The following is a 13,866-nucleotide window of genomic DNA, read 5'->3' as shown; positions in this document are numbered from 1 at the left end:
GGGAAAAGCTTTAGGCTATACAGGCATAAACCCTTAACTTTGCGGCGAAATTCAAATAGCAGAAAGATTTATGGTAACAATTGGTACGCCCAAATCGGCTACGGCAACTAAAGTCGTGCTTTGTGGCTCGGGCGAATTGGGGAAAGAGTTTGTAATAGAGTTGCAGCGTTATGGCGTGGAGGTAATCGCCTTGGATAAGTATCCGGACGCTCCGGCCATGCAGGTGGCGCATCGTTCCTATGTGGTCTCCATGCTGGATGGCGATGCCTTGCGGGAGATCATCGAGAAAGAGAAACCGGATTATATCGTGCCGGAGGTGGAAGCGATCGCTACCCGTACCTTGATGGAACTAGAGGAAGAGGGATACCATGTGATTCCTACCGCCCGTGCCACTTGGCTGACGATGAACCGTGAGGGAATCCGCCGCTTGGCGGCCGAGGAGCTGGGCTTGCCTACCTCGCCGTATCGTTTCGCCGAGACCGAGGAGGAATTCAAAGAAGCGGTGAAGGTAATCGGTATGCCTTGCGTGGTGAAGCCGATCATGAGCTCGAGCGGACACGGACAGAGCGTGGTTCGTGAGGAAAAGGATATCGATCGTGCTTGGCAGTACGCCCAAGAAGGAGGACGTGCTGGAGCGGGTAAGGTGATCGTGGAAGGTTTCGTGGATTTCGACTATGAGATTACCCAGCTGACGGTTCGGCATATCGGAGGAACGTCTTTCTTGGAACCCGTAGGACATGTTCAGGTGGACGGTGATTACCGGGAGTCTTGGCAACCGCAAGCCATGAGCCTTGCCGCTAAAGCGAAAGCCCGTGAGATCGCCGGTAAGATCACCGAGGCTTTAGGCGGACGTGGTATTTTCGGCGTGGAATTATTCATTAAAGGAGATGATGTCATATTCAGCGAGGTTTCCCCCCGTCCGCACGATACCGGAATGGTGACGATGATTACACAGGATTTGTCTCAATTCGCTTTGCACGCCCGTGCGGTGCTTGGCTTGCCGATCCCTAATATCGTGTTTCATGGAGCGGGAGCTTCCCGTGCCGTTGTAGTGGAAGGGGACAGTGACCGGTTGTCTTTGGGGAATCTGGATAAGGTTTTGGAACAACCCGATACGCAGATGCGTTTCTTTGGAAAACCGGAAGTTCATGGACATCGCCGTATGGCCGTCTTGCTGGCTCGTGGTTTGGATGTGACGGAGGCTAGGGAGAAGACCGGAGTGATGATGGAGCGGTTAAATGTTAAATTGTGATGCTTCCTAGGATAAATGAACGTTTTGGTGTGTGTTGTGAATAAAATGTGAATATTTACAGACCTATTTTTCTATCAAAATAGTTTATTTTTGTCTCAAGTTTTTAAAGAGACATTTGATAATCTATAAACGCAGATTACATATGTTTGTTTCACTAAAGAGTGAAATCTGATTGCCGAAAGTTTGTACTTATTTTATGAATACAACAAATGGAAATATGGGCGTTGATTTGAAACGCTCTATTTCTATTCTCGGTGAAGATAAAAGAGTGAGCAAACAGATCAATAGCTAAGGGTGGGTAGATTTAACCAAACAGACATCCTTATCTCCTTTCGCCCACCCTAGCTATTGTTCTTATTTTACTTGGATTCCTTTTGTATTTCTCATGGTTTCCATCACGGCATGCGTATCTACTTGGGCCTTTTCTTGTATAAACTCCGGGAGGTTGTAAGTCCACAACAGGTCTTTATAATATTTTACGGGATTTTTTTGCGGCAGGAGGAATGGTTTATGGGCCGTACCTTTATCATCGATATAGGTAAAGAACGGGCGTGTGTATAATCCATCCAACCTGCGACTGCTAAATACCAGCCAACGATTGTTGTGGCTCCATGAATGGTAGCTTTCTCCTTCGGCGCTGTTCGCCTCGCTCAGCGGGTACGTCTTTCCGTCGGATAGGCGGATCATATATAATTCAGCGTCTTTATGCCAAACCCCGAAACCGCCATATTCCTGTAGGGTAAAAGCCAGATATTTACCATCCGGTGAGATTCTAGGGAAGGATACGCTTTTGTGATTGGCCCGGCCATTGTATAAAGTATCTACTTGCTGGCCTAGGGTGCGGGTTTCCGGGTCAAAGTCGACACGGCATAGGCTGTAGGTCATTTGTCTGAAATTCTTAGAAATAGAATCTACGGCGGCGGTCGAACTGAAATAGAGGCTCTTCCCGTCGGGAGAGAACGCAGGGAATATTTGCCATGCGTCTTTGGAATTTAACGCTTCGCAAGAGAATACCTCGTTCTTCTTCACGTCGTAGATCACGATATCGGAATTATGATCCAATACTTCCAGCGTATTGGGATTATTGATGAAGAAGTTTTGGTAGGTATCGCATACGGTGGCCGCCAGATAGTTACCATTCGGATGCCAATACATGTAGACAAAGTTTGAGACGGTCTCGGGAGTCTTGGTATTTAGCTTGGTGATTTTCTTTCCATCAATCAGTACGGAACCAGCGTGTTTGCCTCGCATATGGAAAATCATTTTATCCGGGTTCCCGGAGGAAAACGTATGGCAGTTTACGCAGTTATAGTCGGTTAGGCTATTCTCATAAATCACGCTTTGGTCATAATTCTCCAAGTTTCGTTGATAGATACCCATCCTGTTCCACATATCATTGCTCAAGGCTAATAACCGATAGGCTATATATTTATCAATGGAATCATTTGCGATGTCCATATGAAAAGGCGTATAGGCGTTCCATTCGCCCTGTATGCGTTTAGCAATGGTCAATTCTATTTGGTTTCCGGCATTCTCTTTCAATAAGGCTTTCCATCTCTTTTGTGGGATCTCAAAGAGCCCCTCATCACTATAGACTTGGAGTTGAGTCTTTTCCCCTTTAATGATAAGGCAGTGCTCACTGCTATCGGCGATAGAGAAATTGAGCGGGGCGATGTTCACAGGGATGGTCACATCCTTGTAATCCGGATAAATGGTTATTTCCTTGTTTAAGCTCTTGGCGATCTGTATGTCGTTTTTGGAGCATGAAACCATCAAGGCGATGAGAAAAAGGAAAAGATATCGGTTTGTATTTGTATAAGTCTGTCTTTCCATATGTGTTTTATTTAGAGAGTATCAAATAGTACCAGAAAGTAGGTTGATAGTCGGCTATTCCAGTCGCTAGATTTTGTCGGGCATGCCTTAGTCCCAATACACGTTGCTTGAATATCGAGAACTCGGACAGGACTTTATCGGTTACCCCATACTTGCGGCAATATTCCGGATCATGCTCCGCATAAGAGATCACGGCTTGTTGCAAGGGTTCGGGTAATATAGGGAGTACTTCCGTCCCACTGAATCTTTCAACAAACGTTTTTATAGCGGGCAGGTCTTTCGATAATAATAACGTACCGATCGTATAATCCAATGCGGCTTTATTCTGGGGATTCTCTTCCAATATAATCATCAGGTTATCAAACAATCCGATTATATTGGCGAAAAGGTCTTTGTCGCTGGATAGGCTTTTTCTTTTTGTACCTAATTCCGGGTCGCTCTCCACCGCTTGGTCATTATATAAGAACTTTCGTTGCGAGGAGGCCCATTCGTGATAGGCCCATGTCTTTTCCAATAAGGATATAAACTTCTCGGCTGCGGGATACTGTCCGTATATCAAATGGGATTTTATTAATAATTTGGTCATGACGGGACTGCCGTATGTAATTCCTACCGAGGTACCAAAAGCGAAATTGTATGCCAAGGACGTGATTCCTACATGGTAGTATATCTGGCTGAACAGGAAACTTTCCTCTATATGCGCTTGGTATTTTGAGACCAAAGATTGTATTCCGCTTTGCGGATATTTGAATAAATCAGTCTGCATGACACCCTTGTGGGATAAGGCAAGGTTTAAGCAATTCAGGTGTAAGTAGTTATTATAGTTTAGATCGGCGGACGAGATTATGGCGTCCCATTGCTCGGTATCTATGTAATGAAACATTTGCATCAACGTATAGAAATCTTTATTCCTCTGTTGAAGAGCCGTTTGCGTATAATACATACCGGATAAGGCAAGTAATGCTACGGCTACTAAAGCTTTTAAATAGGTTTTTATGTGATCTAAGTAACGTGATAGGAAGAATAGAAGCATAACGAGTAGCGCTACTTGCCAAGAGAAGCCGTAGAATGGTTCCAGCTCAATGAAATACTCTACGTAATCTTTCATCCAAAATACATAGTCATAATCGGGTTTACTGCCTCCTAGGACACATAGGGAGCCTACGATAAGTAGCAGCAGCAACGGGATGAAGCTTGCGTACCAGCGTTCGCATTTTTGTAATACATCAAATAGTAAGATGCTAAGGGCGAATAATATAGCTACAGATCCCATCGTGTAAAACAATCCGGTCGCCAGCAAGCAACCAATTAAGGTACGGTACGTCCAATTAAATCTTCGTGCGCTGTAACTATATACGTTAAGCGCCAATGACCAAAACAACATGGCTATCAGTCCTTCATAATGATAGCTATCTTTCATTAGGTAAAGATATTGGAATAGGATGGGGAGAAAGGCCAAGGGCATAAGATATAATGCCGGATGTATCTTTCGTAAGGTCAGCCAGAATAACCAACCGGAGATTCCACCGATCAAGGCGGTCACCAGCGATCCGATAAGCGGGATCCTGAAAAACTGTATCAAGAATTGAGAGATAAAAGTCGCTAGCCCCCCTATCTGCTTAAGTATGCTGAATATATAGGTGGAATCGAATAGGAAAATCTGCTGCTGTTCCCGATAAAAAAAGAGAGGCTCTTGCATGGTCTGCAAATGAAACCATAAGACGCCGGTCAATAGAATGAATGGAAGCGGTGGTAATATCTTCTTATATAAAGTACTCATGTGATTTATTCTATTTACGATAAGTTACGTCAATTCCTTTATCCTCTTTGGCTAGCGTGCTAAGCGCCCGGATCTTGGAGGATACTTTTCCGGTAATAAACTCGGGTATATTATAAGATTTCATGAAACGGTGATAGTAGTCTGTGTCTTTCTGAGGCAAAAGGAAGGGCTTAGACGCATTTCCTTCTTCATCTATATAAGCAAAATAAGGACGTGTGTATAACCCGTCTATCCTTCGACTGCTGAAGACGATCCAGCGGCTGTTGCTACTCCATGAGTGATAGCTCTCCGTATCCGTGCTATTGGCGTTTTGCAAGGAATGAGAGATTCCGCTCGCTATATCCAGTAGATATAGATCTGCGTCTTTATGCCAGATCGAGAAGTTACCGTAGCCGGACAGCGTATATAACAAGAATTTCCCGTCTGGGGAAACACGGGGAAAAGAGGCGCTCTTCCCATCTTTTCCGGCATTGTATAAGGTATCTATACGGGAGCCGAAACTCCGGGTTACGGGATCGAACGCTATGGAGCAAAGGTTATATTTTACTTCTGAATATTCATGCGGCATGGAACGTGCCTCTGCCGAGCAGAAGTAAAGAGTCTTGCCATCGGGAGAGAATGTCGGGAAAGTCTCAAACGCTTTTGCTGTCCGAATGGAAGGCGTACTGATAATCTCATGCTTTTCCGTATCGTATACAACTACGTCGGATTGGCTGTCGAAGACCTCCACCCGGTTTTTGTCGTTGGCATGAAAGCTTTGGCTGGTCTGATTGACAGAGAAGGCTACGTATTTCCCCGATGGATGCCAAGAGGGATAGACCAAAGGCGAGATCGTCTGATCGGTCTTCGTATTTAATTTCTCGATCTTGTCTCCGTCGATCAGATAAGTGCCCGAATACTTATCCCTCATGTGGAACAGCATTTTATCGGGGTTTTGCATACAAAAAGAATGGCAATTCATACAGTTTTGACCGCTGTATTTGTTTTCCATGATAGGGCTTTGCTTATAATCTTCCAGATTCCGTTGGTAAATACCCATTTGATTCCAAAGCTCGTATCCGGGTTCGATCAAGCGATAAGCCAGATATGAATCCATGGGTTCCGGAGCGACGAATAGTGAGAATTCCGGATAGGCGAGCCATTCTTTGTCTTTTGCGTAGAGCTTTACTTGTATCGCTTTTCCTGTTGCCCTTTTCAGCAATTTTCTCCAATCGGATGCGGGAAGATAGAATTGTCCCCCTTTTTCCTTGACTTGTATCTTTTCTTCTCCGAATTTGAGTACGGCGAAAGCTTCCGTATGCGGATTTTGTATCTTGAAATTTAAGGGTGCGATATTATAAGGGATCGTCACATCCGCATAATCGGGAAATAATACAGGTTTCTCCGAGGTTTCTTTGCTTACCGGGATCGTATCCGAGCAGGATATTCCTAGTAGAATAAGAAATAAACAGGTGATATATAGAATATTTCTTTTCATGGTTGTTGATCATTTTAGAGTATAATAAGACCAATAAGTGTCTCCGAACGACTTCTTTATAAGTTGCGGAAGTTGTGGGTTGTTCCGGTTCTGCACGACTAAATTCCGATAACCTGCGAATTTGCGGATCACATTTCCGGATACGTTAAAACGCTTCCAGTAATCCACATCCTTCTCTGCTAATAGGATAACAGCCTCTTGGAAACTCACGGGGAGAGAGGGGAGTACCGGTGTTCCATAATACTTTTCTATCAGCCTTTGGAAAGCTTTCATGTCTTTAGACAGCAGATAGATAGCCCCGGTGAATTGGATCGGGAGCTGATTTTCCGGATCTTGTTCCGCACGGATAAGTAAATCATGTTCCAGTCCGTTGATACCGGATAAGTTACTTTCCTTCGGAAGAGCTTTTCGTTTAGGCCCTAATACCGGATCAGCTTCAATCGCTTTGTCGTTATATAAGAAGCCTCTATGCCGTTTGGCCCAATCATGATAGGCATATGTTTTTTCTAAGATACTGATATATTTCTCGGCGATAGGATACGTTCCGTAAATCAAGTTTGTTTGAACAAGCCGTTGCAGGTTCCGGGGATTACCGGCGCCAATTACGGTGACATACCCTTCAAAAGCCATCTCCTGCGATAATGCGATTTCCCCTAGCGTAAAATAGGCGTCGCTTAACAGGGTGGAGACCGTAAAGGTCTTGTTCCAAGAGGCGAGTAACCCTTGAGGACCGTGTTGATCAAAAGCGAACATCCGGTCTGCCAACTCCCCTTTTTCCGCAAGTGCCCTATTTAAGTAAGTTAAATATAAATAGTTTTTGATCGGCCCGTGACAATGCCGGATGATCTCGTCCCATTGTTCGGTACGGGCATAATAATCCAAGACTTTTAGAGGATAGGCTTTCTGGTCGTTATACCGTGGAATCGTTACCCAGCAAAGGAATAGGATTAGGATGAATTGAACGGTAAGCTCTATCCCTGTTTTTTTCTTTGATTGGTTTTTGCCTTTAGGATATACGAATGCCCCGATCAAGCTAAGCGGTAAACAGACCCATGCGAAATAGATGAGATTGGGAGCCGCCAGAATCGGGTGGTAAAAAGCGTCCGGTAAGAATGCGAAGCGATAACTGGTGATGGTAGTTGACCAGACACTTCCGATCCCGATAAACAGGTATTCAATTAAAACCGCTAAAAAATAGAACCCCTGTTTGGAACGGCTTATCGCTTCCTTGAGAACCACACTTAATGAGAACAGCCCGGCAATCGGTCCTCCTATCCAAAAAAGTAGTGGGGTGATTACCAATGCGGCGGATAGCCGGTAACAGGGATCTTTTATGCGCATCCATGCGTTCAGGCTAATCAAACAAAATAGGAATGCGATAGTGCCTTGTACTAAATAATTGAAGTCGTATTGAATCAATAATAAGAATAAAACCGGGAGTAAGTAAAGCAGGAAGAGCTCTTTATTTGGATTAATTTGCAGGATGATCTCCCTCATTGTTAAGCCGATAGACGTAAGTATAGCTGCGATAATGAAAGGCCCTGCATAAGGCGTAATAAAGAATTGTGTCAAGAATTCCCCGATAATCAAAGATAAACCTCCCGGACTGCTGATTTTATCCGCAAGATAATCTTCGGAAAACTGGAATAGTTGAAGCTGCTCGATATAGAAGAAATGAAACTTGCCGGTTATTTGCAAGAAACCCCCTAATAGGACAAACAGGATCAAACCGAGGAGTATTTGTTTATATCTCATGGCTAGAGTACACGTTTCATTTTGATTTAAAGTCAAACAAAGATACGATTTTTATCGGAAATACCAATCTACACAAAACGAAGTTAACTTAATTGGCACATGGAGTTAACTTCGTTGGCAAAGTATGTTAACTTCGTGAGCAAAGTAAGTTAACTAACTTTTGGGGATTAAAAAGCAGGCCGGACATATCACATGCCCGGCTGCCCTTTCTGACTATTAACCCACTTGTTTATTTCCAGTTTTCATTCTGAACTAAAAGACCATCCATCTTTAAGATTTCATTATGAGGGATAGGCATTGTTGCCCATTTTGCGTTGTATGTACTATTGGAATATTTACCTAAATGCTTAGCTTCGTATTTCACGAAATCATTTAATACCTCGGATGCGATACCCCAGCGAGCTAAGTCATACCAGCGATGACCTTCCATCGCTAACTCGATACGACGTTCCCAACGCAGTGCCTCCAGCGCTTTGTCTTTTGATGCGAATTGAGAAGGTGGATATAAACCTATACGATAGTTTGCGGCAGCATCTGTACTTTGCTTCCCGTTAATCTTGTCATCCAAAACATAAGTAGAACTAGCCTCGGTCATTGTTGCCGGATCTACTGCCTTTACATAGCTATTGGCGGCACGAGCACGTACTTGATTAATGTATTCACCTGCTTGTTGAGGCTGTCCTAACTCGATCAAGGTTTCAGCGTACCAAAGCAATACGTCTGCGTAACGGATCAAGTGGAAGTTTTTAGCAGTGGAGTTTGTTTGCGTCGTGTTAGATAAGCTTCCTTTATCGGCTTTTCTAGGGATATTCTTCTTGTTTAGGTATAAACCTCCGTTAGAAACATCACGTACCCAACCATCCAACGCATTTGGCACTGTCCAATCTAAGAATGGAGTCTCGAAACGACCGGTAGAAACATCCAAACGAGGGTCTGTATAGACGGTCAAATCAGTGTGAGGTAAATTGTTCTCGTCTAAAGTTGATAACGCAGGATCATTACGATAAGAATCATCCATTTTAGGTAATCCGTTTGCGTCAACAATATGAGCGTTGACCATATCATAAGAGGGTTGATAGAATCCCCAACCTCCAGTTCCTAACGCTCCGCTGAAGCCGATGTGCCAAGCTCCGTTGATATTGGCAGTTTGTTCTACGGTGCCGGAAACTGCAGCTTGGACATCGAATACAGATTCTCCTGTCCAGTCACTTTCCCCTGCTGTATAGAGTTCCTCGTATGTATCTGCCAAGCGGAACTTAGTGCCTTTGTTATCTTTTCCGTTTGCGATTACATCTTCCAAAATCGTTTTAACTTCAGTCCAATGATTAGACGTTCCATTTTTTCCGTTATATGGAGAGGATTGGTACATCTTTACTTTAGCCAACATAGCGCCAGCTGCCCATTTGTTTACGCGTCCTGCCTCGGTCCAAGTGTCGGGCAGATTGTCATAGGCAAACTGCAAGTCTTCTACTATCTTATCCCAGATATAGATATAATTCCCATTCTCATCCACATTAGAGACTTGTGGGTTCACGTTCTCTTTCATGGCTATGTCATCTACATAAGGAACAGCCGCTCCAAATAATTTTACGACCTCGAAATGGAAGAAACCGCGTATGAAGCGGGCTTGGGCGATTGTTTCCGTATAGAAGTCTTTACTTTGGCCTGCTATAGCCGAAAGCTCTTCTTTTGCTAAATCCGCTACCTTGATTACGTTGTTTGCGGTGAATACCCCATGGTAACTATGTGCCCATTTTGTTTCAAAATAAGCGTTGTCAGTTGTAAATGTATAAGTTTCCAAGCTGGTAAAGTCTGGTTGGTCTTGGAAAGTTGAACCTTTGTTTGCGTCACCTCCCATTACGTCACCATATACATAGTTGGTCAATGTCGAACGGAAGTATCCATCATTCGCATCTGTAGAGTTTAATCTAGCGTACATACCAGTTAGCAACTGAGTAATACCTTCTTGCGATACAAAATCCGGTTCCTGTTTATTTGTGACTGGCTTCACATCCAAGAAATCGGAGCAAGCAGTCATGCTTCCCATCGTGGCGGCAATGACTGCCGCATATATAAATAGATTTTTCATCTTGTTTCAATTTTTAGTTAGCAAATATTTGTTAGAATGTCACATTTACACCCATGATAAATTGGCGTGGCATACCATAAGAACCGAAATCGGTACCCATCGTACGGTCATTGGAACGACCGTCTGTATCTGTACGAACCTGTGGGTCTAGTCCGGAGTAACCAGTCAATGTGAATACGTTTGCTATTTGACCATAGATGCGGATCTTCTCAAACTTGATTTTATCTAAAATACTCTTTGGAAGTGTATAACCTAAAGTCAACGTTTGCATGCGTAAGAATGAACCATCTTCTATATAGCCGGAATTAGACTCATTTGCGGCGATTGTACTCTCACCATTAGCGGTTGCCCACATAGGATAGATACCATCAGGGTTGGTTACAGGATGCCATGAATTGTCGCGACGATCTTTAGAATAAGCGGACTGTAAGGAACCATAATGTGTATAATATTTATACATGGCGAATAGATCATTGCCTACGGAGAAGTACATATAAGTACTTAAGTCGAATCCTTTCCAGTTAACACCTAAGTTGATACCTCCTGTTAAATCCGGATGTGGGTTTCCAATGAATGTACGGTCACTAGCGTCGATCTTACCATCGTTGTTCACATCTTTTACTTTGAACTGACCTACATAATTGGCAGCGTTTAACGTAGAAGCATCAGATGTACCATATGGCAATACTGTTCCACCGGCATCATTCTTATAGTTACGGACTTCTTCTTCACTCTTATAGATACCATCTAGCTGATAACCGTGGAATTCACCGATTGCATGTCCTTTCATCAATACGTTCATGTTGGAAATACGAGTTCCGGTAAAGATTCCGGCATCAGTACCAATCTCATCCAGTCTATTCTTGTAATGCGACAAGTTTACGCCTACAGAGTAACCTACCTCACCGATTTTATCATTCCAAGTAATATTCAAATCAACACCTTTGTTCGTCATATCACCGATGTTTACTTTCGGCTTGTCAGCGGCACCGGCCAAAGCAGACCAGTTGGCATCGATCAACATATCAGAAGTTTTCTTGATGTAGTAGTCGAAGTTGGCGGTTAATCGTTGATTAAAAGCTGTAATATCGAAACCTGCATTAAACATCTTAGATGTTTCCCATTTTGCCTCGATATCACCAAGATTGGTTACGCCAAATCCTTGATATACCTCTGTGTCAGAACCATTGATGCTATAGAGATAACGGTTACCAGTACCATATTGGAATGCCCAGTTATATGAATCGATATTGGAGTTACCGGTTGTACCGTAACCGGCACGAATCTTCAAATCGTCTAACCAAGTACGTGATTTCTCCATGAATTTCTCGTCCGACATACGCCAACCTAAAGAGATAGAAGGGAATGTACCCCAGCGATTCTTTTCAGAAAAACGAGAGGATGCGTCGCGACGTACCGTAACTGTAGCCAAATATTTACCTTGGTAAGCATAGTCCGCACGAGCGAACATACCGAACATGGTGGATACAGCGTTCTGGTTTCCGCTATTTCTTAAGTCAGAGCTAGCACCGTTGTTGATTACCCAAGTGTTGGGATCATCTTCGAATGGATAGTTGATACGACCTGCCTGGATCCAACGTCCTAAACCCTCACGAAGTGCCTCTGTACCAATCACAGCATTGATCGTATGATCGTCATTGATTGTTTTGCTATAAGTAGCGGTGTTTGTCCATTGATAATCTAACCAATAGTTTGCTTGCTCGTAGAACTCGTTGTTGTTACGTCCTTCTTTATTGGTCATGATCGTACGTTTGTTCATCCAGAAGTCCCATGCGCCACCTAAACGTGCGCTGAACTGAGTACGGATCTTCAAATTCTCTCCAAGGCTTTCTAAAGGCATAATCTCTGCGTAGATAGCTGATTGGGCACGTAAGAAACGACGACGATTGTCCTTGCCATAATCAACGGACATTGGTGCGCTCTCAGCACGTCCTCCTTCGGCATTTTGTGAACCGGAATAATCACCGCCAACTGTGTAGATAGGTACCCAAGGTTGGATGGAGAAGGTCTTACCGAAGGTATTATCATCACCTTGACGACCGCGTTCTCCTGAGTTCTCGATTACGGCGATGTTGGTATTCTGACCGATATTGAACCACTTGTTCACGAAGAAGTTTGTATTCGCACGCAAGGAATAACGACGGAACCATGACTCCTTGATCGTACCTTCACGATTCATGTAGCCTAAGCCTACTGAATAAGTCGCTTTTTCACCACCTCCGGTGATAGAAATCTGGTGATCTTGCACCTTACCGGTTTGAACTACTTCGTCGTACCAATTCGTGCCGGCACGAGCTTCTTCCTCAGAGTAGCCGTCCTCAAGCATTTGGTAGTAAGCGGAACGAGACCAAGTGTTCTCACCATTGTCTTTGTAAGAAGCTTCCCAAGCTGCGATACTGCCGTATTGAGAGATGATCTGTTCTTTACTATAACCAGCAGGTTTGATAGCATAAGGCATTGTTAAATGACCTGTACCGTCTTTACCTATTGAACCGAACTGGGCGTGGTTTACTGTTTGGCCACCGCGGTAGTTGAATAAATTACGTTGCCCTTCTTCTTGGAATTCCATAGCTTCCCAAGCGTTCAACAGACCATAACCGTCATTGGCCATCTTGGCTACACCGAAGTAACCGTTATAAGATACTTGTACACGGTCGTTCTTTTTTCCTTGTTTAGTCGTGATAACGATAACACCATTTGCACCTTTCGCTCCATAAATAGCGGAAGCAGCAGCGTCTTTCAAGATCTGCATGGATTCAATATCATTCGCATTTACCGCATCGATATCTACTCCTTGTACACCATCGACAATGATCAACGGGTCTGAGCCGTTTACGGAACCCACACCACGTATACGAATCGTTGTCTCCCCTAATGGACCACCACCTGCTTGTACAAATACACCAGCAGCTTTTCCTTGCAAAGCCTCAGCGAAATTGGAAACAGGAGTCTCTTTTAACTCATCCGTAGCGACAACAGCCACAGATCCGGTAATATCCTTCTTCGCTTGTGTACTATAACCAGTAACGACGACTTCATCCAAAGCTTGTGAATCCTCGACCAGCGTGATCTTGATGTTTGTCTGATTACTCTTCAAAGTAACCTCTTGAGTTACGTATCCGATATAAGAGACTACTAAGATGGCGTTTGCGGGCACATTCTCTATAATGGCTCGTCCATCCATATCAGAAATATTTCCGATAGTAGTTCCTTTTACGACTACGTTGGCTCCAACGATAGGACCAGATTTATCCACGATGTGGCAGTTAATCTGTCGTCCATCTTGCTGGACACTCATAAATCCCGTACTAGGTGTAGGATACAGATGATCTGTTTCTGTTGCAAAGGCCGTTCCGGCTCCGTACAGAAGAAAAGAAGCTCCTAAGACTAATGGCTTCCATGATACAACATTTCTCATACAAATTTAGAATTTAAGGTATAATAAAATAAAAAACACAAACTTTTAACAAAATGAATTCACTACTCTCTCATACCTCTAAGGTATATTACATCTGTTTACATCTTAAAATAAGTAAACATCACTCTCTTCTTTTCAACTTCTTTTGTGTAGCTTCTTCATTATCATGGTTTTAATTATGAAAATCACTTCTTGTTTTTTTCATGATATTAAAAAAAACGACTAGTTGAAACGATCGTTT

Annotated in this window: 7 protein-coding genes; 1 reads left to right on the top strand and 6 read right to left on the bottom strand. The window is 43.5% G+C overall.

Annotated features, from left to right (window positions below; all coding sequences use genetic code 11):
* Positions 1–70: 70 nt before the first annotated feature.
* The gene (purT, locus tag HMPREF0999_RS14340; RefSeq protein ID WP_009016928.1) at positions 71–1,252 is read left to right on the top strand and encodes a formate-dependent phosphoribosylglycinamide formyltransferase; all 1,182 of its coding nucleotides are present in this window, start codon (positions 71–73) and stop codon (positions 1,250–1,252) included.
* A gap of 354 nt (positions 1,253–1,606) precedes the next feature.
* On the opposite strand, the gene HMPREF0999_RS14335 is transcribed toward purT, so the two are convergent.
* The 6 genes from HMPREF0999_RS14335 to HMPREF0999_RS14310 form a co-directional block, all read right to left on the bottom strand.
* Complete coding sequence (locus HMPREF0999_RS14335; protein ID WP_009276218.1) at positions 1,607–3,085, bottom strand: TolB family protein; 1,479 nt, start codon at positions 3,083–3,085, stop codon at positions 1,607–1,609.
* Positions 3,086–3,092: 7 nt separating this feature from the next.
* Complete coding sequence (locus HMPREF0999_RS14330; protein WP_009016930.1) at positions 3,093–4,865, bottom strand: DUF6057 family protein; 1,773 nt, start codon at positions 4,863–4,865, stop codon at positions 3,093–3,095.
* 10 nt (positions 4,866–4,875) lie between these two features.
* Positions 4,876–6,342, bottom strand: a complete 1,467-nt coding sequence (locus HMPREF0999_RS14325) for a TolB family protein (protein ID WP_009276217.1) — start codon at positions 6,340–6,342, stop codon at positions 4,876–4,878.
* A gap of 9 nt (positions 6,343–6,351) precedes the next feature.
* Complete coding sequence (locus tag HMPREF0999_RS14320) at positions 6,352–8,097, bottom strand: DUF6057 family protein (protein WP_005859295.1); 1,746 nt, start codon at positions 8,095–8,097, stop codon at positions 6,352–6,354.
* 229 nt (positions 8,098–8,326) lie between these two features.
* Positions 8,327–10,186 carry a RagB/SusD family nutrient uptake outer membrane protein gene (locus tag HMPREF0999_RS14315; RefSeq protein ID WP_005859293.1) on the bottom strand — a complete coding sequence of 620 codons (1,860 nt, stop codon included), beginning with the start codon at positions 10,184–10,186 and terminating at the stop codon, positions 8,327–8,329.
* Positions 10,187–10,217: 31 nt separating this feature from the next.
* Positions 10,218–13,625, bottom strand: coding sequence for a SusC/RagA family TonB-linked outer membrane protein (locus tag HMPREF0999_RS14310; RefSeq protein WP_005859291.1), 3,408 nt, complete (start codon positions 13,623–13,625; stop codon positions 10,218–10,220).
* Between the last annotated feature and the right edge of the window lie 241 nt (positions 13,626–13,866).

Source organism: Parabacteroides sp. D25 (assembly GCF_000307475.1).
GTDB lineage: Bacteria > Bacteroidota > Bacteroidia > Bacteroidales > Tannerellaceae > Parabacteroides > Parabacteroides distasonis.
This window is presented reverse-complemented; position numbering and strand designations above follow the sequence as displayed.

What these genes read in the sequence shown, in the direction of transcription:
- HMPREF0999_RS14325 (WP_009276217.1), bottom strand. Translation starts at nt 6,342, where the DNA reads ATGAAAAGAAATATTCTATATATCACCTGTTTATTTCTTATTCTACTA.
- HMPREF0999_RS14335 (WP_009276218.1), bottom strand. Translation starts at nt 3,085, where the DNA reads ATGGAAAGACAGACTTATACAAATACAAACCGATATCTTTTCCTTTTT.
- HMPREF0999_RS14315 (WP_005859293.1), bottom strand. Translation starts at nt 10,186, where the DNA reads ATGAAAAATCTATTTATATATGCGGCAGTCATTGCCGCCACGATGGGA.
- purT (WP_009016928.1), top strand. Translation starts at nt 71, where the DNA reads ATGGTAACAATTGGTACGCCCAAATCGGCTACGGCAACTAAAGTCGTG.
- HMPREF0999_RS14320 (WP_005859295.1), bottom strand. Translation starts at nt 8,097, where the DNA reads ATGAGATATAAACAAATACTCCTCGGTTTGATCCTGTTTGTCCTATTA.
- HMPREF0999_RS14310 (WP_005859291.1), bottom strand. Translation starts at nt 13,625, where the DNA reads ATGAGAAATGTTGTATCATGGAAGCCATTAGTCTTAGGAGCTTCTTTT.
- HMPREF0999_RS14330 (WP_009016930.1), bottom strand. Translation starts at nt 4,865, where the DNA reads ATGAGTACTTTATATAAGAAGATATTACCACCGCTTCCATTCATTCTA.